Raw genomic sequence first — 21,827 nt, 5'->3', positions numbered from 1 at the left:
CCAGCTCTCCTCCGGATCCGCAATACCGGACAATACTGTCCGGTACGGGCCAGTCTGCGTGATCGCCGAGCGTGGAGTCAAACGCCTGCCGTAGGCTGAAAAATCATCATTCGGCGGGCGAAACTTTCGGGGGAGCGCGTGGGGCGCTGGGTGCACACGTGGACGTCGGCGCCGCAGCTCACCGAACCGGAGAACTTGCCGCCCGCCCCGTACGCCGGGCGCGGCCCGGTCATGGCCCGCAGCACCCTGCGGCAGACCGTGCGGGTGTCGATCGGCGGCGAGCGGCTGCGGCTGCGGTTCTCCAACGCGTTCGGCGGGACGCCGCTGCCCCTCACCCGGGTCACGGTCGCGCTGCCCGCGGGCGGGCGGGCAGGGGAGAGCGCGGTCGTGCCGGAGACAATCCGGGCGGTGACGTTCCACGGCCGGCCCTCGGCGGTGGTGCCCGCCGGTGCGCAGGTGGTGTCCGACCCGGTGGACCTCCCCCTGGTCGCGGGCGCGGTGCTGACGGTGAGCCTCCACCTCGCCGACGGCCGGGCGCCGGAGGACGTCACCTCGCATCCCGGCTCCCGTACCACCTCCCACCTGGCCGGAGGCGACCAGACCGGGAGCGCGGACCTGGCCGGCGCGACGCCGGTGGAGCACTGGTACTTCCTGAGCGGCGTCGAGGCGGAGGCGCCGGCGCCGCTGCTCGCCCTCCTCGGCGACTCGCTCACCGACGGCAGAGGGTCGACGACCGACCACAACGACCGCTGGCCCGACCAGCTCTTCGACCGGCTGGGCGGCTTCGCGATCGCCAACCAGGCAGCCGGGGGCAACCGGGTGCTCAACGACGGACTCGGCCCGAGCGCGCTGGCCCGGCTGGACCGCGACGTGCTCGCGCTGGGCGGGGTCAGGTGGCTGATCGTGTTCGAGGGGGTCAACGACCTCGGGACCGCCGACGTCGACGCCCAGGAGAGCGTCGCCGCCGAACTGGTCGCCGCCTACGAGCAGATCGCCGTGCGCGCGCACGCGCACGACATCCTCGTGTACGGCGCCACGCTCACGCCTCTGGGCGGCCATCCCTACGACGATTCGCGGGGCCGCCGCGAGGCCGCCAGGCAGGCGGTCAACGCGTGGATCCGCACCGGTGACGTGTTCGACGCGGTGATCGACTTCGACCGGGCGGTGCGCGACCCGGCCCACCCGCGCAGGCTGCTCCGGGCCTGCGACGCCGGCGACCACCTGCACCTCTCCCCGGCGGGCTACCGGACCCTGGCCCACGCCGTGCCCGCGAGCCTGCTGGCCTGAGACCCGGATCCGCGCGCGCTTTTCCCGCCACAGTCGTGACTGTTGAGATCATTGTTAGGCGTGGTTCCGATTTCCGGCGGCCGCCTCATGAATGGCGCTCTTTCCCATGGCATAGTTGTCCACGGACAGTTTCCGGGGCGATCCTTTTTCCACGCGCACGATCGAACGGGGCAGATATTCGTGAATCGTCTCGTGATTCCGCACCACATGTTCGAGGCCCTCGCCGCCGGTCACGGGGGTGCCGCGGCCGGCCGGTTTCTGGCCGACGCGGCCCGCGACCGCAATCTCGTGCTCGTCAAGGCAGTGGCCGGCGCCGAGGCGATCGGCGACGCTTTCGAAGCGCTGGCCCGCATGCACGAGACGGCTCCCCGGCAGGTCGATCGCCTTCTGCGTTACCCCGCCGTCGGCGCGTGGGCGCTGGCCGCATCACGCGCCTTACGCGACCGCGACCACATTCCGCAGCCCAGCCGGCCGGCCGTTCTGGCGGCCGTCGCGGCGCTGCGGGCGCGGGTGCCCTTCGAGACCCGCGTGACCGCGCGCCCGGGCGAGCTCATGTTCCCCTCGCTGGGCCGCGCCTCGATCGGCGGCGCGGATTGCTCGATCGAGATCACCCCGGAGGGCGGCGCGATCACCTCCGCCCGGTCCCGGGTCGAGATCCCCGCCGACCCCGCCCGCGACGGCGGGGGATGGCTCGGGCTGCGGCGCCTCACCGCGCGCCACCCGCTGGGCGACCTCCATCTCGTGCTGGACGACCTCGACCCCTACCGGTTTCCGCGGGAGGGCCGGCTGGCCGGGCGGCTCACCGCGGCCGAGGTCGCCGCCTGGTGCGAGGTGCTCCAGAAGGCCTGGGAGATCCTGCGGGCGGGCCACGCGCGGTCCGCCGACGAGATCGGCACGATGATCTCGGTCATGGCGCCGATCGCGGGAGGGGGATGGCCCGCCAGCGGCACGTCGCGCACGACCTTCGGCTGCGTCGCGCTGGCCCGTCCCTCAAGCGCGCCGAACCTCGCCGCGACACTGGTGCACGAGGTGCAGCACGCCAAGCTCACCATGCTTCTCCATCTGGTCGACCTGATCGCGGTGGATCCCGGCGCGCGCTACTACGCGCCGTGGCGTCACGACCCGCGGCCGATCAGCGGTCTGCTGCACGGCACGTACGCCCATCTCGGCGTCGCGGGCTTCTGGCGGCGGCAGCGGCAGGTGGACGACAGCCTCACCGCGCACGCCGAGTTCGCCCGGTGGCGTGCGGCCGCCGCCTCGACCGCGCGGGTGATCTACGACAGCTCGGCGCTGACCCCGGTCGGGCGCCGGTTCATGGAAGGCATGATGGCGACCCTCCGCGCCTTCGACGACGAGGAGGTGCCCGCCCGCGCCGCCGAGCTCGCGCGCCAGGCCGCCGACCGGCACCGGCGCGACTTCGGCCGGGCCGGCGGCGAGGCGCGGGTCTGACCCCGTCCGCTAGATCGGCGGCGGGTCGAAGTCGAAGTCGAGCCGTCCGCCGTTCACGACCGCCTGGTGCGCGGGGTGCCCGTCGCCCAGCCGCCGCCGGATCCCCTCCAGCGCCTCGGCGCGCATGGCTCGCGCGTCGTCGGCCCTGCCCAGGTCCGACAGGTCGAGCGCGAGGTTGGCCATGCAGCCCAGCGTCATCGGGTGGTCCGGGCCGAGCAACCGCCGCAGTTCGTCGAGCGCCCGCTCTCCGGTGTCCACGGCCCGGTCCAGCTTGCCCAGCGCCGCGCGGTCGCCGGCCAGGCCGAGCACGGCGGTCAGCGTGTAGTGGTGGGTGGGGCCGAGCAGCTCGCTCAGCCGGGTGACGATGAACTCGTGCAGGTCGTGGGCCTTGGCATGCTCGCCCGCCAGCCGCATCAGCAGCGCCAGGTTGCCCCGGCAGCCGTGGGCGTAGGGATGGTCGGTGCCGTAGACGTGCGCGTAGGCCAGCGTGGTCAGCTCGGCGATCGGCATGGCCTCGTCGATCCGCCGGGCCTCACGGTAGGCGTTGACGAGGGCCATCTCGGCGGCGAGCTTGTCGGGATGGCGGTCGCCCATGAGACGCCGGTAGCGATGGACCAGGTCCTCGGCGTAGTGCAGGACCTCGGGACTGCCCGACTCCGCCTTGCGCATGGCCACGGCGAGGTCGCTGGCGGCCCGCAGCGTCGTCGGGTGGTCGGCGCCCAGGGTGCTCACGCCCACCGCGTAGACGTCCTCGCCGAGCTCGCGCGCCTCGGCGTAGTCGCCGCGGAGCCTGATGACGCGTACGAGGTTGTTCATGACGATCTGGGCGGTCGGGTGGTTGGGCGTGCCGTAGAGGTCGCGCAGCGCGCCGTAGACATGCTTGAGCAGGCGCTCGGCCTCTTCGTATTGGCTGGTGAGCGTCAGGTCGAGGGCCAGGCTGGTGTGCATCCTGAGGGTGCGTTCGTTGTCGTCGCCGAACACGTCGCGGTGGCGCTGCGCGGCGGAGGTGGCGAGCGCGAACGACTCCGAGAAGCGCCCCATGGCGCGCAGGTCCGTGCAGTGGTTGTTGGTCAGCCGCAGCGTCTCCTCGTCGTCGGCGCCGAGGGCGGTCTCGGCGTCCTGGAGCGCCTGCGAGCCCACCCTGAAGGCCTCTTCGTACTCGCCCACGAAGCGGAGCGAGACACTCAGGTGCCGCTTCATCGTGCACAGGTCGCGCGCGTCGGACGAGGGGTCGGCCTCCCACGCCTCCAGGCACGCCTTGGCCAGGGAGAGCGCTCCGGGGGCGTTTCCCGACTGGTAGAGGTAGCGGACCATGTCGTGCATCGGCCGCCGGACGGCCGGATCGGCGGACCGGGCGATCTCCGACGGCTCCAGATGGGGCATCAGCCGCGCGAAGGTCGGCCAGGTGGCGGTGTCGTCAGGCGGGCCGGGCACCGCCGCCGCCAGGAGCCGCTGGACGTTCAGCCTGAACCGGTCGCGCTCGCTCTCGCTGACGTCCTCCCTGAGCAGCGCCTGCACCAGGCGGTGCACCAGCAGGGTCTGGTTCTCCCTGTCGATCTGCACGAGCGCGTAGCGGCCCAGCGCTCCCACGCCCCTGCTGAACCTGAGCGGGTCGTCGAGAATGCCGGACAGCGGGGGTTCGACGGTGCCGCGGCTGGTGCTGAAGACGTCTCGCGGGATCGGGTCGGAGCCGAAGAAGGCCAGCAGGTGGAGCAACTCCACCGCGTCCGGCTGCTCCTCGCGCAGGGTGGTCACCGACAGGGCCCACGTCGCCGTCAGCGGGACGTCGTACTCCATCGGCCTGCCCTCGGCGAGCAGCTTGCCGGTCTGGTCGCGCAGCAGCGTCAGGTATTCGCGCACCGGCATGCCCGTCTCGGACTGCATGGCGCCCGCCTGGTCGAGCGCGAGCGGCAGGTCGCCGAGCGCCTCGGCCAGCGCGTCCGCCTCGGTGCCGCCGATGCCGGGCACGCGCCGGTCCAGGAACCGCCGGCTCTCCTCGCGGGAGAACACGTCGACGGTGAGGGTGCTGACGACGCCGTCCCAGGCGAAGTTGCGCGAGGTGATCAGGATGCCCCCGGGCCCGTCGGGGACGTACTGCATGATCGACTCCGGCGCGTGGGCGTTGTCGAAGATGAGCAGCCACCGGTCGTAGGGCTCGCCTCTGCGCAGCGCCTCGACGACCGCCTCGGCCGACTCGGCGACGCCGATCTCGTTGGCCTTGGGCAGGTCGAGGTGGGGCGCGAGCCGGGCGATCGAGGAGGCGATCAGCATCGGCTGGTCGGACGGCACCCACCAGACGAGGTCATAGTCCGATTTATACCTATGCGCATATTCTGCGGCGATTTGCGTCTTCCCTACCCCACCGAGCCCGTGGAGCGCGGTCGGCAGCACCGCCGTGACGCTGCCGCTGACGCCCTGGCGTAGCCGCTCAAGAAGATCCTCGCGGCCGGTGAAGTCCTTGTTGCGGGGAGGAATCCGGCCCCACACCTGAGGTCTGCGCCGCATCTCGGTCATGACCGCTCCATAAAACTCAGCACACGGCCATCGTAGACATGAAAGCCAAGGTTTTTGAGCAGGGAAGAGAGTAGCCACGGCTGCGGTCGTCGGTGATGATGTTCGACGGGTCGAACGGAAGGGGAAAGGGCCGCGATGGCGCAATTTTCGCGCGACGTCGAGACCGAAATCATCGATCTGACCGATGCCAGTTTGTCCAATACCGATGCACTTGACCCTTCTTGTCTCAATCAGATGGTGGCGCGCATCCTCGCGGCGGACGCCGATCCCGCGGAGCCCCTCTTCGGAGGCGACCCTCCCCGGCCTGGGGATGAGTCACCGTGAGACGCGGAAGACGGCGGGCGCGCCTCGCGGGCGAGGCGATCACCTGGATGTGCGCGCCATGCCGATGGGGTCCTCTATCGTTGCTGCAGTGTCCCTCCTCGCAAGGCGCTGACCATGGCCGCGAATAGCGTCACGGCATTTAGCGAACTATGTCCGTTTCCTGGCATGCGTCCTTACCGGCCGGCCGAAGAGTTGCTGTTCACGGGGCGCGACCAGGAGTCGGCGCGCGTCTCCGAACTGTGGCGCAGCAGAAACTTGACAATTCTGTACGGACCAGCAGGTATAGGAAAAACTTCACTTCTCCATGGTGGAGTTATGCCCTATTTGTGGAGACTCGGGGCGAATGTCCTGCCGGTGGGTCGAGTTTCGGGTGGGCCGATTTTCCCGGAGGCCGCGGTCCCGTCGCCCAACTCGCTCGTGCGCACCCTGCTGCGCACCTGGGTGCCCGAAACCTCCCTGCCGCCGACCGGAATCCGGCGCATCCTGCGCCTCGCCGAACGCGGGCCGAAGCCCCTGCTCGTCGCCGTCGACCAGATCGAGGACATGTACCTCGGCGACCACGACGACGAGCGGCGCGAGCTCCTCGCCGCGCTGGCCGCCGCCCGCAACGTCCACCTGCTGCTGTGCGTCCGCGACGACCGGCTCGACGCGCTGCTCGACGAGGCCGGCGACGGCTTCCCCGACGTCGCCCTGTTCGGGCTCGGCGGGCTGACGCCCCGTGCGGCGGCCGAGGCGATAGGGCAGCCCGTGCGGGAGGCCACCGGCCGCGCCGTGCCCCCCGCCGTGGCCGAGGCTCTGGTGGAAGAGCTTCTCACCGTACGGATCGTCGACGACTCCGGGACCCAGCGCGCACGGGAGCGCGCCCCGGCCGTCAATCCGCTGCACCTCCAGGCCGTGTGCCGGTGGATGTGGCGGACATGGCCGGAAGGTGAGAGCTCGCTGTCCGGCGACTGGCCCGTCAGCGTGGACGAAGCACTCCGGGACGCGCTGTGGACGGCCATCGGCGAGGTGGCGGCGGCCTTCGAGCGCGACCCGGTCCGCCTGTGCTCCTGGGCCGCCACGCGGTTCGTGGCGCCCAACGGCGAGGCGCAGGTCCAGCCGCAGGGCCCGGCCGAGACGGCCGGGCTGCCGAACGCGGTGCTCAGGGCGCTGAGCGGCCGCGGCGTCCTGCGGGTGCTGCGGGCCGGCGACGGGCCGGCCTACCAGGTGGCCGACCGGCGCCTGCTCGAACCTCTCGGACAACTGGCCCATCGGGCCGGCTCGCTCACCCCTCCGGTCACCCGGCCCGCCGACCGGCTGCGGGCCGCCGCCGACGCCCTGGCGGACGGCGACCCGGCCAGGGCCGAGCGGCAGGCACGCCTGGCCGCCTCCGCGGCGGCGCATGACATCCGCGTGCAGATCGACGCGCACACCGTCCTGGGCAACATCGCCTTCGGCCGCCGCGACCTGGAGCAGGCTCAGGAGGCCTACCGGCGGGTGCTCGTCCTGCTGGAGACCCAGCAGGACGAGGCGGCCGTGGGGGTGATGCTCGCGGCCATCGGCCGGCTCTCGCTCGCGCGCGGCGACGTCGCGGCGGCTCAGGGGCTGCTGCGTGCCGCCGCCGGGCGGCTGCCGGCGGACCCGTTCATCAGGATCGAGCTGGCGCGGGCGCTGGCGGAGGCCGGCCAGCGGGCCGCGGCCGTCGCCATCCTGCGCTCGGTGATGACCGCGGCCGAGGACGACGAGGCGCGCATCCTGCACGGCCGCCTCATGGCCGAGATGAGCGGCCGCCCGGCCTGAAGCGGCGTCAGGCGAGGCGACGGTCAGGCGAGGCGACGGTCAGGCGAGGCGACGGTCAGGCGAGGCGACGGTCAGGCGAGGCGACGGTCAGGCGAGGCGACGGTCAGGCGAGGCGACGGTCAGGCGAGGCGACGGTCAGGCGAGGCGACGGTCAGGCGAGGCGACGGTCAGGCGAGGCGGCGCATCAGTCTGCCGTCCGCCTCGCGCCGCCAGCCGGACGGCAGCCGCGCTCCGTCGGACGCCAGGGCGCCGGTGAGGTCCAGCCCGACGAGCTTCACCACGGTCAGGTCCACCCCGTCCAGCCGGGCGCCGGCGAGCCGGGCTCCCGAGAGGTTGGCGTCGGTGAGCCGGCACCCGGTCAGGTCCGCCCGGCACAGGGAGGCGTCGCTGGCGACGGCGTCACTGAGAACGGCCCCCGACATGACGGCCCCGTCGGCGCGGGCCCCGGGCAGCGCCGCCCGCGCCAGCACGGCGCCCGTCAGATCGGCGTCCTCCATGACCGCGCCGCTGAGGTCGGCCCCAGAGAGATCGGCGCCGGTCAGGTCGGCTCCCGAAAGATCCGCGGCCGCCAGGCACGCCCCGCGGGCGACGGCCTGCGCGCAGCGGGTCCGGCGCAGACGAGCGCCGCCCAGGTCGGCGTCCACGAGCTCGGCGTGCGGCAGCCCGGCATCGGTGAGGTCGGCCGTACGCAGCGACGCGCGCGCCAGCTTCGCCCCGTCGAGGCGCGCTCCGCCGAGCCGGGCCCCGCCCAGGTCGGCTCCGGCCAGGTCCGCGCCCGCCAGATCGGCTCGCCGGAGGTCGGCTCCGGTGAGGGTGACGCCGGTCAGATCGGCCCCCGCCAGGTTCGCGTCCGCGAGATCCAGGCGGTCGAGCCGCGCGCCGGACAGCTTCACAGGCCCCCTGTCGGCGTCGGCTTTCCTGCGCACCAGCACCGTCACCGCCGCCTGCAGGTCCTGGGGCGGCTCGCCGGAACACGCCTGTGAGGCGCGCCGGACGAAGGCCGCCAGCGCCTCCATGACGGCCGGGTGGTCGCGGGCGGAGTCCTGGGCGATGCGCTCCAGTGAGTGGATGCCACCGAGGCGGATGTCGACGGCGTCGCTGCCGAGCTGGTCGATCGCGCGCATGAACCGATCGGTCATCTGCGCGCTCTCGCTCTGTTCGAGCGTCCGCCTGGTGGTCTCCGTCTGCTCCCGGGCCTGCAGGGTGGCCAGTTCCAGGGTGCGCCGGTTGAGCTCGCTCTGCTGCCGGGCCAGGGCGAAGTTGCGCGCGGTGTAGACGAAGCCGCCGACGGCCAGGAGGCCGAGCACGACCTGGATGATCCGGCCCCTGGCCGCGTCTCTGGCCAGGCGTAACTCCTTGGCCCGGTCCGCCTCCGCGACACCCTGCACGTCATGCTCGGCGATCATGTCGGTGAGCGGCCAGAACAGGAACACCGACACGGCGATGACGGCCGAGCACCCGAGCACGATCGCGATGCCACCCCATACGGCGCGCTTGCGATTGTCCACGATCTGTACGGTAGATGCTCGCCCCCGCGCAGTGCGGGAACAGGACGCCGCGGGTTCAGCCCAGGCGGGCCAGTTCCTCCGCGGTCAGCTCCAGCGTCGCGGCGGCGGCGGAGTCGCGGATGGACTCCGGACGGCTCGCGCCGGGGATCGGGATGACGACCGGGCTGCGGGCCAGCTCCCAGGCGAGGCAGACCCGCTGCGGGGAGACGCCGCGTGCCTCTCCGATCTCCGCGAAGGCGTCGCGCAGCTCGCCGGTGCGGCCGATGCCGCCGAGCGGGGACCAGGGCAGGAAGGCGAGGCCGAGCTCGGCGCACACGTCGATCTCCGGCTCGCTGGAGCGGAAGCGCGGCGAGTACTGGTTCTGCACGCTCGCCAGGCGGTCGCCCAGGATGGCGTGGGCGAGCCTGATCTGCTCCGGGTTCGCGTTCGAGATCCCGGCCAGCTCGATCTTGCCGGCGTCGTGCAGGTCCTTCAGCGCGCCGATCGTGTCCTCGTACGGGACCTTCGGGTCGGGCCGGTGGTGCTGGTAGAGCCCGATGCTCTCCACGCCCAGGGCCTTCAGTGACCGGTCGCAGGCCCGCTTGAGGTACTCGGGGCGGCCGTCGACGTCCCAGCCGCCGCCGGGCGTGCGCACGTGGCCGCCCTTGGTCGCCACCAGCACGTCGCCGGCGTCGCCGGACCACAGCGACAGGGCGCGGGCGACCAGCCGCTCGTTGTGGCCGGGATCGTCGTGCGAGGGCGTGTAGGCGTCGGCCGTGTCGATCAGCGTCAGCCCGGCGTCCAGCGCGGCGAGCAGCGTGCGGACCGACTGGTCCTCGTCGGGCATGTGCCCGGCCACCGACATGGGCATCGCGCCGAGCCCGATGGCGCTCACCCGGCGGTTTCCGATGGTACGTGTCTGCATGAGACCAGCTTGTCGCCTGGAGCGCGCTCCAGGTCAACCGGGGGGTGGCCCCGGGTGGTGGCCTTCCGTGCGCGGGTGCGTACGGTACAGACATGTGCAAGCCGAGCCAGGGCGCGACAGACCGGTCATGACCTTTCCCTCCTTCACCTCCACCGAGACCGAGCCGCGCGCCCGTGGCGCGGAGCTCGGCGCCCGCCTGCGCGGCGCCGTCGCCGCCAACCTCGCCGGCTACAACGCCCTGTTCGCGGCCGCCGGAGCCACCGACGAGCAGGTGCGCGCCTGGGGCGAGCGGGCGCTGGAGCGCGCCGCCGGCTGGGCGCCCCACCTGGCCGACGAGATCGGCGGCGTCGCGGCCGGCGCGGGGCTGGAGCCGTGGCAGGTCGCCGTGGTCAACGCCCGCACCGAGATCCTGGCCGCGCTCGACGTGGCGGGCCGGGGGGAGTGCTCGACCTCGGTCGTGCTGCCCGGCGACGGCCTGCCCCCGCGCACGGTGCAGACCTGGGACTGGCTCGGCCACCTGCGCGACGCGCCCGTGCTGTGGGCGTACGAGGCCCGCCCCGGGCACGGCGTGCGCACGTTCACCGAGGCGGGGGCGCTGGCCAAGATCGGGGTGAACACGGCGGGCCTGGGCGTCCACTTCAACATCCTGCGCCACGGCGCCGACGGGGCCGATCCCGGCGTGCCCGTCCACCTGATCGCCCGCCGCATCCTGGACGAGGCCGCCACCGTCGAGGAGGCCGCCGACCTCGCCCGCTCCGCCACGGTCTCGGCCTCGACCGTCATCACGGCCGTGACCGCGGGCGGGGCCGGGGCGATCGAGATCTCCCCGGCGGGCGTGGCCGTGGTGCCGCCCGGCCCCGGCGGGGTGCTGCTGCACTGCAACCACTTCCTCGACCCCGCGCTGGCGGAGGGGGAGCGGCTAGGCGCCGAGGAGCCCGGCACGTACGCCCGTCTGCGTCATTTGCGCGACCACGCCGCGGAGCTGGGCGGCGAGGACGTCACCGGGCGGGCGCTGGCCATGCTGAGCCACGCGCCCGGCGGGGCGCCCGTGTGCGCCCACCCGGACCCGGCGCTGCCGCTCGGCGAGCGGTGGGAGACGCTCGCGACCATCGGGCTGGACGTGACCGCCGGGCGGCTGCTGGTGCACCAGGGCGGGCCCTGCCAGGTCACCGGGACGACCTGGCAGGTCTTCTGACGGTTGTCAGGCGAACGCGGCGATCCCGGTGAGCGCCTTGCCCAGCACCAGCGTGTGGATCTCCGAGGTGCCCTCGTAGGTCAGCACCGACTCCAGGTTCACCGAGTGCCTGATCACCGGGTACTCCAGGGTGACGCCGCTGGCGCCGAGCAGCGTGCGGCACTTCCTGGCGATGTCGATGGCCTCGCGGACGTTGTTCAGCTTGCCGGCGCTCACCTGCTCGGGGGTCAGCGTGCCGGCCTCCTTCAGCCGCCCGAGATGCACCGCGAGGAGCAGACCCTTCCCCAGCTCCAGCGCCATGTCGGCGAGCTTCTCCTGGGTGAGCTGGAACGACGAGAGGGGCCTGGCGAACACCTCGCGTTCGGCCGCGTACCCGATCGCCGTCTCCAGGCAGTCGAGCGCCGCGCCCATCGAGCCGAAGATGATCCCGAAGCGCGCCTCGTTCAGGCAGCCGAGCGGCCCGCGCAGCCCTCTGGCCTCGGGGAGCATCGCGTCGGCGGGCAGCCGGACGCCGTCGAGCACCAGCTCGCTGGTCACGCTGGCGCGCAGCGAGATCTTGTGCTTGACGTCGTTGACCGTGAAGCCGGGCGTGCCCGCCGGGACCAGGAAGCCGCGGATGCCGTTGTCCGTCTGAGCCCAGACGACCGCCACGTCGGCGACCGAGCCGTTGGTGATCCACAGCTTGGTGCCGTTCAGCACCCAGTCGCCGCCGTCGCGCTTGGCGTTGGTGCGCATCCGCGCCGGGTCGGAGCCGAAGTCCGGCTCGGTGAGGCCGAAGCAGCCGATGAGCTCGCCGGCCGCCATGCCGGGCAGCCACCGCTGCTTCTGCTCCTCGCTGCCGTACTTCCAGATCGCGTACATGGCCAGCGAGCCCTGCACCGACACCAGGCTGCGCAGCCCGGAGTCGGCGCCCTCCAGCTCCAGACAAGCCAGCCCGTACGAGACCGCGCCCATGCCCGCGCAGCCGTAGCCGTCGAGGTGCATGCCGAGGAGGCCGGTCCCGCCGAGCGTGCGGGCCAGCTCCCTGACGGGCAGCTCCCCGGCCTCGAACCAGTCCGTGACGTGCGGCCGGATCTCCCGGTCGCACACGCGCCTGACCGTGTTCCTGATCTCGCGCTCCTCCTCGGTCAGCAGCGTGTCGAGGGCGAACAGGGCGGTGGGGGAGATCATCCTTCGAGCCTCCGTATTTTGGATCCAATATTGAAAATCCAATATGCCACAGTTAGGGTGCTTTGCCTATGGACGTTCTGAATCTCACCCGGACGGTGACGGTCTACCTGGGAGCGCCGGCGTGACCGCGCTGGACGGGCTGCTCGTCGCCGACTTCAGCCGGGTGCTGGCCGGGCCGTACGCCACCATGCTGCTCGCCGACCTCGGGGCCGAGGTGGTCAAGGTGGAACGGCCCGGCGCGGGCGACGACACCCGCCACTGGGGTCCGCCCTACGCCCCCGGCGGCGAGGCCACGTACTATCTCGCGGTCAACCGCAACAAGCGGTCGATCGCCCTCGACCTGCGCGACGAGGCGGACCTGGAGGTCGCGCGGGCGCTGGCGGCCCGCGCCGACGTGGTCGTGGACAACTTCAAGCCGGGCACCATGGAGCGGCTCGGCCTCGGCCACGAGACGCTGCGGGCGCTCAACCCCGGCCTGGTCTCCTGCTCGGTCACCGGGTTCGGGTCGGGCGAAGGGGCCGCGCTGCCCGGCTACGACCTGATCGCGCAGGCCGTCGGCGGGCTGATGAGCGTCACCGGCGAGCCCGGCGGCGAGGGCACGAAGGCGGGCGTGGCCGTGGTCGACGTGATCACCGGCCTGCACGCCGCGCTCGGCATCCTCGCGGCCCTGCGCCACCGCGACCGTACCGGCGAGGGCCAGCACGTCGAGGTCTCGCTGCTGTCCTCCGTGCTGTCGGCACTGGCCAACCACTCCTCCGCGTACGCCGCCGCCGGGGTCGTGCCGCGGGCCATGGGCAACCGGCATCCGAGCGTCGTCCCGTACGAGGTGTTCCAGGCCGCCGACCGGCCGATCGTCATCGCGGCCGGGAACGACCGGCAGTTCGTGGCGCTCTGTGAGGTGCTGGAGCGGCCCGACCTCGCCGGGGACGCCGGATACGCCACCAACGCCGGCCGGGTCGCCGCCCGCGACCGGCTCGTGGACGAGCTGAACAAGGCGCTCGCGGCGCGCACCGCCGACGAGTGGTTCGAGCTGCTGACCGCCGCCGGGGTGCCGTGCGGGCCGATCAACGACCTGGCCGCCGCGTTCGCCCTCGCCGGCGAACTCGGCCTGGAGCCCAAGGTGGAGATCGACGGCGTGGGCCAGGTCGCCAACCCCATCCGCCTAGGCGTCACCCCGCCCGCCTACCGCCTGTCGCCCCCGGCGCTCGGACAGGACGGGGATTGGGTTCGTGGGATATTGAGGGAATGAGTGCGGATGAGGCGCGGCGCAGGCCGCCGACGGCCCAGCAGTTCGTGCTGGGCGAGCTGCGCCGTGCCATCACCACCGGCCGCCTGCGCCCCGGCGCCCCGATCAGGCAGGACGCGCTGGCCGAGGAGCTCCAGGTCAGCCGCGTCCCGCTGCGCGAGGCGCTGAAGACGCTCCAGGGCGAGGGCCTGGTCCGCTACGAGGCCCACCGGGGCTACTCGGTCGAGACGCTCTCGCTCGACGACCTGCGCGAGGTCTACCGCATCCGCGAGCTGCTGGAGGAGGAGGCCGTGCGCCGCGCGGTGGCCCTGCTCGCCGACGCCGACCTCGACCGGCTGCGGGCCGCGCAGGACGACGTCGAGCGGGCCGCCGACGCGGGCGACGTGCTCGCCATGGCCACCGCCAACCGGCTCTTCCACATGACGCTGTTCGACTGCGCGGGCATGCCCCGGCTGTCCCGCCTGATCAGGACGTTGTGGGACACCACCGACGCCTACCGGTCGATGTACTACGGTGGCCCGGCCAACCGCGAGCGGGTCGTCAAGGAGCACCGCGCCACCCTCGACGCGCTCCGCCGCCGCGACGCCGACGAGGCCGTGGCCACCCTGACGGTCCACCGCGCGCACGCGGTCGCCGAGCTGGAGTCCCTGCTGTCCTGACCTGCGAAGGGACGCGCGCGCACCGTTCTTCGCTTACTGTGCATCTCGGACAGCTCGACACGGAGGATGACGTCGGTCAATGAGCACGCAGGCGCAGGAGCAACTCGGCCCGTACCGGGTGATCGAGAAGATCGGCGAGGGCGGCATGGGCGTCGTGCACCTCGGCCTCGACGGGGCGGGCCACAAGGTCGCGATCAAGGTGCTGCACCCGCACGTGGCCGCCGATCTCAAGGCCCGCGACCGGCTCTTCCGCGAGGTCGACGCGATGCGGCGGGTGCGCAGCCGGTACGTCGCCGAGGTGGTCGGCGCGGAGCTCACGAGCGGGCAGCCGTTCGTGGTGACCCGGTTCGTCCCAGGCCGCACGCTGGAGGAGACCGTGCTGACCCAGGGGCCGCTGGAGGCCCGCGAGGTCATCAGGCTCGCCCTCGGGCTGTGCCGGGCGCTGGTCGACATCCACGCGGCCGGGGTGATCCACCGCGACCTCAAGCCGTCCAACGTCATGCTGTCCGGCGGCGAGCCGCTGGTCATCGACTTCGGCATCGCGCACCTGGTGGACGCGGTCCGGCTGACCCGGACGGGCATGTTCGTCGGCACGCCCGGCTACCTGGCCCCGGAGATCATCCGCGGCACGCAGATCACCCAGGCGGCCGACGTGCACGCGCTGGCCTCGACGGTGTTCTTCGCCGCCACGGGACTGCCGCCGTTCGGGACGGGGACGTTCGAGGCGGTCTGCTACAACACGATGGAAGGGCGGGCGCAGCTCGACCGGGCCCCGGCCTGGCTGCGCGGCTGGCTGAGCCGGGCGCTGGAGATCGACCCGGTGGCCCGGCCCCGCGCGGGGGAGCTGCTGCGGATGGCCGAGGCGCTCGATCCGGCGGGCGGCACGGACCGCACCCGAGTCATGGACCCCGCCTCCGCGCCGGGCCACTCCTCTGCGGCCTCCGAGGTCCCCGCCTCCACTGCCAGGCTCGCCTCTTCGTCGGGCCCCGTCTCCTCGTCCGGCCCTGCCTCCTCGTCTGGGCCCCTCTCCTCGTCCGGCCCCGTCTCCTCGTCCGGCCCCGTCTCCTCGTCCGGCCCGGCCGCCCGGGCGGGCATCGGTCCGTACGGGAAGACCGTGTCCGATCTGCTGCCGCCTGTCGAGTACGCGGCGAGCGCGCCGGAGGAGAGCGGCCCGCGCAAATGGCCGCGTCTCCGGTCTGCGGAGCGCCGCCCGTCCCCGCCGCCGTCCCCGTCTCAGCCTTTCGAGCTCCGGAGGTTCCTGGCCGGCAGCGACTTCGTCGGCGTGCTCATCCTCGTGACGCTGGTGTCGATGACCGTCATCATGCCGGTCGCCGTGGGCCTGGCGATGGCGGCGCTCGCGCTGGCGCTGCGCGCCGGCGACCACTTCCTCGACGAGCACCGGCAGCCGCTGGTCAGGGCCGCGCTCGTGGCGCTCGGCCACACGCTCCTGGCGCTGGCGTTCGGCATGGCCGCCGCGGTCTTCCTGCACTGGGCCGGCCCGCTGAGCGCCGGCCACGTGGACTCCCTGGCCGCGGGCGCGTTCACGCTGGGCCTGTTCGTGCTGCCGGGCGCGGGCGCGGTGCGGCGGGCCGCCTCGCGGATCCTCGCCCGTCTGCTGCCCGGTCACCGCGCGACCGTGATGTCGGCGGCCGTGATGGGACCGATCGCGCTGATCTCGCTCATCGCCCTCGTGATCCCGGGGTAGCCACCGCTGACCGGCCAGGTCAATATGAGTCAAGCGCGCATTTCTGTACACCCTCCGCTTTCCATATGCGTCTATATCCCGTTCAGTCCTGCTGTTCACGGGAGACGCATCGATGCACATCCGTTCCCTGGCCGGGGCCGTCACCGCCGTGGCCGCGATCCTGTCCGTGGGCGCCGCCGCACCGGCGGCCGCCGCCGACCGGCCGTCAGGCCTGCCCAAGGGCGCCATCGCCACGAAGGTGGTCAAGATCGTCGACGGGGACACGATCGACGTCATGCGCAAGGGGAAGAAGATCCGGGTCCGGCTCCTGGAGGTCGACACCCCCGAACGGGGCCAGTGCTGGTTCCAGACGGCGACCGACCGGACCGCCGCGCTGCTGCCGCTCGGAAAGACCGCCTACCTCGTACGCGACAAGGACCCGAAGGACCGGTACGGCCGCTGGCTCTACTACGTGTGGAACGCCAAGGGCGTGCACGTCAACCGCAACCTGGTCCGCTACGGCTACGGCAAGGCGGTGCTGTACAAGCCGAACGACCGCTACATCAAAATCATGCGCGCCGAGCAGCGCAAGGCCCGGAAGCAGCGGCTGCGCATCTGGTCGGGCAAGTGCGACAAGGGCGCCGCGCCCACGTCCACGCCGGCCCCGAAGGCCACCAAGACCCCGAAGCCGACGAAGACCCCGAAGCCCGGCACCGACCCGCGCTTCCGCACCTGCGGCGACGCGAACGCCGCCGGCTACGGCCCGTACCAGCGGGGCCGCGACCCCGAGTACGCCTGGTACCAGGACCGCGACGGCGACGGCCTCGTCTGCGAGCGCTGACCCCGCGGGCGAGCCGACCCGGGGCCACCGGGTTCTGTCGGAGACGATCTCTACGGTGTGCGGCATGACGACACACCTCCCCGGCGACGGGGCGTGGCCCCGCGTGCGCAGGGCCATCACCACCGGCGACCCCGCCCTGGTCGCGGACGCCGTGCTGTCCCTCGACGAGGCCGGGCGCCGCGAGGTGGCCGACGGGCTGCCCGGCCACATCGGCGTCGCCAGGAAGGCGGTGACCGAACGCGACCGGCGCCGGGGCGTGTGGACCGACGGCGAGGAATGGATCGAGCCCATGCGGGTCGCCGGCGCGGGCGTGCTCGGCGGTGCGGCGGCCGTCGCGACCTGGCTCTACCGCCGCGACTTCACCCGCTGGCGGCGCCCGCTCGACTCCGGGCCGCTGCTGCGGGTGATCGCCGCACGGCCGCCGCGCTGGCAGGCCGATCTCGCCGCGCGGCTGGCTCTGCGGCTGCGCGGCAGCCGCGCCCAGGCTCGCGACGACAGCGTGCCGCTGGCCCTGGAGCTGCTGCGCCGCTCCGGCGCCGTGCCGCCCCACCACGACCCCCTCACGGTCGCCTGGGTGTCCCAGCCGCCGGACCTGGAGCACGACCCGCTGGCCGGCCACCTCGTGCCCCGGTTGTTCGAGGCCGAGGGCGTGGGCCGGGCGCTGCGCGAGGACAACGTCGACCCGCCCTCCTGGGATTCCAGCCGCCGCACCTGGCTCGGCGCGCTGCGCGACACGGTCGCGGCCGGCCGGCTCGACCCTGAGCCGCTGGTCGACGGCTGCTTGAGCCGGTTCCTGCGCGGCGGTGACGCCACCGACCTGCGGTTCTTCGCCCGTCTGCACGAGATGTTGGCCCCCGCGCCGAGGGGGCGGCGCGTCCCCGACTACCTGCGGCTGCTGCCCGCCTCGCCGGGCGCGGTGGCGGAGCTGGCGCTGCGGCAGCTCCGCGGCATCGGCGGGCTGAGCGGCGCGGATCTCGGCGAGGCGGTGGCGGCGCTGCTGTTCCGCCCCGAGGGCAAGTTCGTGCGCGCCGGGCTGACCCTGCTCGACCGGGCCGCCCGAGACGCGGCCGGCGACCTCGACGACCTCGCCCCCGCGCTCGCCTCGGCGTTCCTGTGCGAGTCGTACGAGGTGCGCGAGCGGGCGGTGCGCCTGGCCGTCAAGCACGCGGCGCGGTTCACGCCCGCCGGGGCCGAGGCCGTGCGCGAGGCCGCGGGCGTGCTGCCCGCGGAGCTGGCGGCGCGGCTGCCGGAGGCGTACGGCGCGGTGGCGGCCGAGCCGGAGCCGGCCGACGACTTCGAGCCCGTGCCGCTGCCGCCGTTCGAGCCGCCGGCCCGTGAGCCGTTCCCGCCGCCGCTCGGCGACCTGACCGCCGCCTACGACAAGGTCGGCGACGGCATCGTCTTCGAACGGTGGCTCGACGGCTTCGTCCGCGACCCGTCCAAGCGGCCCCGCCCCGGCCAGGGCCGGATCTACGAGCGGCCCCACTGGTGCCACTTGGCCGAGTGGACCGAGGCGCTGCTGCGCGAGGCCGCCGACCCCGGGGCGGAACCCCCGGCGCGCCCTCGCGCCGGCCACGCCGTCGAGTGCGATACGGACACCGGCTTCGACCGGCTGCCGGCCCCGGGTCACGTCTCGGCACCCCACCACGCCATGCTGATGCGCTGCGCCGAGATCCACGCGGCGCTGAAGGCCGGCACGCTGCCGCCGTACCTGCTGGCCACCCCCACCCTGACCTCCGGCCACCTCGACCCCGCCGAGCTGGTGGCCCGTGTCGAGGGGTACGAACGGGCCGGTGCCGAGGCCCTTCCCGCCGACCTGGGGCAGGCGCTCCTGCGGCTGCCGCGCGAGGTGGACCCGGAGGTGATCGACCGCGCCGGGAAGCTCACCTCGGAAGCGGGCGCGACGCTGGCGCGCCGGCTGGCCGCCCGCCCGGAGCCGGAGCTGCGCGTGGACTGGTCCCACGCCAACGGTGACTACACGCACGACCGGCAGCGGGGTGAGCACAGCCCGCGGCTGCGCCCGCGCATCCGGGTCGAGCCGACCGGGCTGGCGCTGGTCGACACGCTGCTGTCCGATCCGCGCCCCTGGACGTTCGAGGACCACGGCCGCTACATGGAGTCCTGGCGGCTGACGCTGCCCTCGGACCGGGAGGCGGTGGCCATGCACCTCCTGCCGCACCTGCTCAACATCTGGGAGCGGCCCGGCTACTTCCACCACTACGTGGCCGCGCTGTTCTCCCAGGACGGGCCGGTGGGCGAGGCGACCGCGCTGCTGATCGCCGCCCAGGTGGCCGAGCGTGGCCGGGACCTGCTGCTGAGCGCCGCCGCCGCCGGGCTCCTGCCCGCCGTGGAGTGCGGCCGGCAGCTCGGGCTGTGCCTGCGCAGGGACGTGGCCAGAATGAGCGACGTGCGCGCGATCCTGGAGGAGTGCGCCGAACGGGGCGCCCACCGGGAGGTGTGGCAGATCATGACCGGGCTGCTGGCGGTCTATCTGCCGGGGCCGGACGAGCGGCCGCACGCCTCACACACCCAGGCGCTCTCGTTCGCGATCGACGCCGCCCGCCGGGCGGGGGCGCGCGGCCCGCTCCCCGCCGCCGAGGAGGCGGCGGCGCGCAAGGGGGCGAGCCTCTTCGTACGGACCGCCCGCGCCCTGCACGCCCAACTCGGCGGATGATCGGCTCAGCCCCGGGCGCCTGGGCCAGGGGGGGCGAGGTGATCTGATCGGCTCACTCCTGGGGCTGGGCCAGGGGGGAGGCGAGGTGATCTGATCGGCTCAGCTCTGGGCTTGGGCCAGGGGGAGGCGTAGCACCAGGCGGGCGCCGCCGGGGTGGTCGGCGACGTAGAGGTCGCCGCCGTAGGCCTGGGCGATCTCGCGGCCGATCGCCAGGCCGAAGCCGGACCCGCGCGGGTCCTTCGCGCGCGCGTCGGCGCGGCGGTACATGCGGTGGAACACCTTCTCGCGATCCGCCGGCGGGATGCCGGGACCGTCGTCGATGACCTCCAGGAAGGCGGACGGCGGGTCGGCGGTCACGACGATCTCGATCTTGCTCGTGGTGTGCCGCTCGGCGTTGGCGACCAGGTTGGACAGGACCCTGGCCAGCCGGACCCGCGAGGCCCGGACCACCACGCCCGGGTCGAGCCGGGTGATCACCTCGCCGCTCGGCGGGTGCGCCTCCAGCTCCTGCACGACCAGCCGGCCCAGGTCGACGCGGTCGGTCGCGGGCGGCGTCGCCGTGTAGAGGCGGGCCAGGGCCAGCAGGTCGCCGACGATGGCGTCGAGCCGCTCGACGTCCCGGTGCAGCTTGCGCAGGGTCGGGTGCATGCCGGCGTCCGACTCGGTGAGCGCGACCTCCAGCTCGGTCATCAGCCCGGTGATCGGGTTGCGCAGGTCGTGGGTGGCGTCGAACAGGAACCGCTGCTGGTGCTCGATGGCCTCGTGCAGCGCCGACACGGTCTGCTGCTCCTGCCGGTACGCCTGTTTCAGCCGGGAGCTGAGCTCCACCAGGTCGCGGGCGCGGCGGTGGATGTGCGGCTCCAGCTCGTCGCCGTCGTCGCGGGCGTCCGGCGCGTCCCCGAGCAGGGGCGTGATGTCCTCGGCCCAGCACATGATCCAGCTCAGCCGCCTGTCCCGGTCGAAGACCGGCACGTGCAGCAGGTTCCAGTGGTGCTCCTCCAGCTCGCCGCGCCGCTCGGCCTCGACGTCGTGCCGGACCAGGGGGATGACGTCCATTTCTCCCGTGCTCGTCACCTGCTCCAGCGACGCGCGCAGGGCCTCCACGAACCCCGGAGGGCTGGCGAACGCGGTCAGGATGGACCGCCCGACGACCTCCTCCCGGGTGCGGCGGGTCGCCCTCAGGCAGGCGTCGTTGACGGCCACGATGACCAGATCCGGCGTCACCACCGTGCACGGCGTCGGAATCGCGTCGAACACCGCCGCGTAGTCGAGCTTGGCCCCCATCGCACATCCCCCTCGACCCCTCCTACCCCGAAAAGGCCGTTGAGGTGCGAAAACAGGGCAACCATCACCAGCGGACCGGCACCCGCTCCAGCCCGCCGACGATCAGGCCCTCGCGGCGCTCCAGCTCCCCGGGCGGCACGGCCAGCGCCAGCGACGGCAGCCGCTCCAGCAGCACCTTGAGCACGGTCTGCAGCTCGACGCGGGCCAGCGCCTGGCCCAGGCAGGAATGCGGGCCGACGCCGAAGGTGACGTGCGCGTTCGGCGCGCGGTCCAGCCGCATCTCGCCGGCCTGTTCGAAGCGCCGATCGTCGCGGTTGGCCGCGGCCAGGCTGCACACCACGGTGGTGCCCTTCGGCAGGGTCTCGCCCGCGACCTCGACCTCCTCGCTGAGGTAGCGCGGCATCCCGAAGCCCGGGTTGGCGTCGAAGCGCAGGACCTCCTCCACGGCCGGCGGGATCAGCGACGGGTCGGCCAGCAGCGCCTCCCAGCGGGAGCGGTCGGCCAGCAGCATCGACGCCATCTTGCCGATCATGTTGGCGGTGGTCTCGTGCCCGGCGACCAGCAGGCCCTTGGCCGTGCTCAGCATGAGCCGCTCGGTCAGGCTGCCGTCCAGCCCTTCGACCATCGCGAGCAGCTCGCTGATCAGGTAGTCGCCCGGCCCCGCCCGCTTGGCCTCGACGAGGGCGACGAGATAGGCGTCGAACTCGGCCTGGGCGGCGTCGATCTCGGCGGCGCCGTACCGGGTCATGCTGAGCAGGGTGTCGGACCAGTACGAGAACCGGTCGCGGTCGGTGTCGGGAATGCCGAGCAGGTCGCAGATCGCCCAGACCGGCAGCGGGAACCCGACGCCCGAGACGAGGTCGGCCGGCTGCCCCCGCGCGGACATCTCCTCGACCAGGTGCCCGGCCATGGCCTCGATCCTGGGCCGCATCGCGGTCACCCGCCTGGCGGTGAACGCCCGGCCGACGAGCTGCCGCCAGGCCCGGTGCTCGTCACCGGTCATGGAGCGGCCGAGCGAGCCGAACACGCCGCCGGACTCCTGGGCGGTGGCCCGGGCGGCGTCGGGGGCGTCGAGCTGCCGGGTGAAGCGCGGGTCGGACAGGACCTGCCTGACGTCGTCGTACCGGGTCAGCAGCAGCGCCCGGTCACCGCTCGCCAGCCCGATGGGCGCCACCGGGCAGCTCCGCCGCAGCTCGGCCCACTCCGGCGGCGGCTCCAGCGCGCTGGGATTGCGGAACGGGTAGGCGGGTGGCTCCTTCACGTCGATCTCCCTCGGACGACGACTCACCACCCAGGGTCTACCCCGAAC

At 73.3% G+C, this 21,827-nt stretch carries 16 protein-coding genes; 10 read left to right on the top strand and 6 right to left on the bottom strand.

Annotation, left to right across the window (positions count from 1 at the left end; translation table 11 throughout):
• Positions 1 to 138: 138 nt before the first annotated feature.
• Both FR742_RS25050 and FR742_RS25045 read left to right on the top strand, forming a co-directional pair.
• Positions 139 to 1,287: an SGNH/GDSL hydrolase family protein gene (locus FR742_RS25050; protein ID WP_261808729.1), complete on the top strand. Its 1,149-nt coding sequence runs from the start codon at positions 139 to 141 to the stop codon at positions 1,285 to 1,287.
• A gap of 180 nt (positions 1,288 to 1,467) precedes the next feature.
• Positions 1,468 to 2,736 (top strand): aKG-HExxH-type peptide beta-hydroxylase, encoded by a 1,269-nt coding sequence (locus FR742_RS25045; RefSeq protein ID WP_187281294.1) that lies wholly within the window; start codon positions 1,468 to 1,470, stop codon positions 2,734 to 2,736.
• A gap of 9 nt (positions 2,737 to 2,745) precedes the next feature.
• Here the strand turns inward: FR742_RS25045 and fxsT are convergent, their stop codons facing one another.
• Positions 2,746 to 5,250, bottom strand: coding sequence for an FxSxx-COOH system tetratricopeptide repeat protein (gene fxsT, locus FR742_RS25040; protein ID WP_148033203.1), 2,505 nt, complete (start codon positions 5,248 to 5,250; stop codon positions 2,746 to 2,748).
• A 135-nt stretch (positions 5,251 to 5,385) separates the two neighbouring features.
• Here fxsT and FR742_RS25035 point away from each other — a divergent pair, with 135 nt between their 5' ends.
• Positions 5,386 to 5,574 carry a hypothetical protein gene (locus FR742_RS25035; protein ID WP_148033202.1) on the top strand — a complete coding sequence of 63 codons (189 nt, stop codon included), beginning with the start codon at positions 5,386 to 5,388 and terminating at the stop codon, positions 5,572 to 5,574.
• A gap of 114 nt (positions 5,575 to 5,688) precedes the next feature.
• Complete coding sequence (locus FR742_RS25030; RefSeq protein WP_148033201.1) at positions 5,689 to 7,353, top strand: tetratricopeptide repeat protein; 1,665 nt, start codon at positions 5,689 to 5,691, stop codon at positions 7,351 to 7,353.
• 167 nt (positions 7,354 to 7,520) lie between these two features.
• On the opposite strand, the gene FR742_RS25025 is transcribed toward FR742_RS25030, so the two are convergent.
• On the bottom strand, positions 7,521 to 8,861 hold the full coding sequence (locus FR742_RS25025) for a pentapeptide repeat-containing protein (protein WP_148033200.1): 1,341 nt from the start codon (positions 8,859 to 8,861) through the stop codon (positions 7,521 to 7,523).
• A 55-nt stretch (positions 8,862 to 8,916) separates the two neighbouring features.
• The gene (locus FR742_RS25020; RefSeq protein ID WP_148033199.1) at positions 8,917 to 9,765 is read right to left on the bottom strand and encodes an aldo/keto reductase; all 849 of its coding nucleotides are present in this window, start codon (positions 9,763 to 9,765) and stop codon (positions 8,917 to 8,919) included.
• Between the two features lie 127 nt (positions 9,766 to 9,892).
• On the opposite strand from FR742_RS25020, the gene FR742_RS25015 reads away from it, so the two are divergent.
• The gene (locus FR742_RS25015; RefSeq protein ID WP_148033198.1) at positions 9,893 to 10,960 is read left to right on the top strand and encodes a C45 family peptidase; all 1,068 of its coding nucleotides are present in this window, start codon (positions 9,893 to 9,895) and stop codon (positions 10,958 to 10,960) included.
• Positions 10,961 to 10,966: 6 nt separating this feature from the next.
• Here FR742_RS25015 and FR742_RS25010 read toward each other — a convergent pair whose 3' ends face one another.
• Positions 10,967 to 12,130, bottom strand: a complete 1,164-nt coding sequence (locus FR742_RS25010) for an acyl-CoA dehydrogenase family protein (RefSeq protein WP_148033197.1) — start codon at positions 12,128 to 12,130, stop codon at positions 10,967 to 10,969.
• A gap of 121 nt (positions 12,131 to 12,251) precedes the next feature.
• Here FR742_RS25010 and FR742_RS25005 point away from each other — a divergent pair, with 121 nt between their 5' ends.
• From FR742_RS25005 to FR742_RS24985, 5 genes are all read left to right on the top strand, one after another.
• Positions 12,252 to 13,379, top strand: a complete 1,128-nt coding sequence (locus tag FR742_RS25005) for a CaiB/BaiF CoA-transferase family protein (protein ID WP_261808728.1) — start codon at positions 12,252 to 12,254, stop codon at positions 13,377 to 13,379.
• Positions 13,376 to 14,035: a GntR family transcriptional regulator gene (locus tag FR742_RS25000; protein WP_148033195.1), complete on the top strand. Its 660-nt coding sequence runs from the start codon at positions 13,376 to 13,378 to the stop codon at positions 14,033 to 14,035. The genes FR742_RS25005 and FR742_RS25000 overlap by 4 nt, the downstream gene beginning before the upstream one ends.
• Before the next feature lie 79 nt (positions 14,036 to 14,114).
• Positions 14,115 to 15,740 (top strand): serine/threonine-protein kinase, encoded by a 1,626-nt coding sequence (locus FR742_RS24995; protein WP_148033194.1) that lies wholly within the window; start codon positions 14,115 to 14,117, stop codon positions 15,738 to 15,740.
• 112 nt (positions 15,741 to 15,852) lie between these two features.
• Positions 15,853 to 16,560: a thermonuclease family protein gene (locus tag FR742_RS24990; protein ID WP_148034798.1), complete on the top strand. Its 708-nt coding sequence runs from the start codon at positions 15,853 to 15,855 to the stop codon at positions 16,558 to 16,560.
• Positions 16,561 to 16,624: 64 nt separating this feature from the next.
• Positions 16,625 to 19,234, top strand: coding sequence for a hypothetical protein (locus FR742_RS24985; RefSeq protein WP_148033193.1), 2,610 nt, complete (start codon positions 16,625 to 16,627; stop codon positions 19,232 to 19,234).
• Between the two features lie 99 nt (positions 19,235 to 19,333).
• On the opposite strand, the gene FR742_RS24980 is transcribed toward FR742_RS24985, so the two are convergent.
• Together FR742_RS24980 and FR742_RS24975 are read right to left on the bottom strand one after the other, a co-directional pair.
• The gene (locus tag FR742_RS24980; protein WP_148033192.1) at positions 19,334 to 20,518 is read right to left on the bottom strand and encodes a PAS domain-containing sensor histidine kinase; all 1,185 of its coding nucleotides are present in this window, start codon (positions 20,516 to 20,518) and stop codon (positions 19,334 to 19,336) included.
• A gap of 64 nt (positions 20,519 to 20,582) precedes the next feature.
• Positions 20,583 to 21,779 carry a cytochrome P450 gene (locus FR742_RS24975; RefSeq protein ID WP_261808727.1) on the bottom strand — a complete coding sequence of 399 codons (1,197 nt, stop codon included), beginning with the start codon at positions 21,777 to 21,779 and terminating at the stop codon, positions 20,583 to 20,585.
• Positions 21,780 to 21,827 lie beyond the last annotated feature (48 nt).

This window comes from Nonomuraea sp. C10 (assembly GCF_008017515.1).
Classification (GTDB): Bacteria; Actinomycetota; Actinomycetes; order Streptosporangiales; family Streptosporangiaceae; genus Nonomuraea; species Nonomuraea ferruginea.
Note: the sequence above shows the minus strand (reverse complement) of the source record. Positions and strands in the feature narration are given on the sequence as shown.

What these genes read in the sequence shown, in the direction of transcription:
- fxsT (WP_148033203.1), bottom strand. Translation starts at nt 5,250, where the DNA reads ATGACCGAGATGCGGCGCAGACCTCAGGTGTGGGGCCGGATTCCTCCC.
- FR742_RS25035 (WP_148033202.1), top strand. Translation starts at nt 5,386, where the DNA reads ATGGCGCAATTTTCGCGCGACGTCGAGACCGAAATCATCGATCTGACC.
- FR742_RS25030 (WP_148033201.1), top strand. Translation starts at nt 5,689, where the DNA reads ATGGCCGCGAATAGCGTCACGGCATTTAGCGAACTATGTCCGTTTCCT.
- FR742_RS25020 (WP_148033199.1), bottom strand. Translation starts at nt 9,765, where the DNA reads ATGCAGACACGTACCATCGGAAACCGCCGGGTGAGCGCCATCGGGCTC.
- FR742_RS25015 (WP_148033198.1), top strand. Translation starts at nt 9,893, where the DNA reads ATGACCTTTCCCTCCTTCACCTCCACCGAGACCGAGCCGCGCGCCCGT.
- FR742_RS25010 (WP_148033197.1), bottom strand. Translation starts at nt 12,130, where the DNA reads ATGATCTCCCCCACCGCCCTGTTCGCCCTCGACACGCTGCTGACCGAG.
- FR742_RS25000 (WP_148033195.1), top strand. Translation starts at nt 13,376, where the DNA reads ATGAGTGCGGATGAGGCGCGGCGCAGGCCGCCGACGGCCCAGCAGTTC.
- FR742_RS24995 (WP_148033194.1), top strand. Translation starts at nt 14,115, where the DNA reads ATGAGCACGCAGGCGCAGGAGCAACTCGGCCCGTACCGGGTGATCGAG.
- FR742_RS24990 (WP_148034798.1), top strand. Translation starts at nt 15,853, where the DNA reads ATGCACATCCGTTCCCTGGCCGGGGCCGTCACCGCCGTGGCCGCGATC.
- FR742_RS24985 (WP_148033193.1), top strand. Translation starts at nt 16,625, where the DNA reads ATGACGACACACCTCCCCGGCGACGGGGCGTGGCCCCGCGTGCGCAGG.
- FR742_RS24980 (WP_148033192.1), bottom strand. Translation starts at nt 20,518, where the DNA reads ATGGGGGCCAAGCTCGACTACGCGGCGGTGTTCGACGCGATTCCGACG.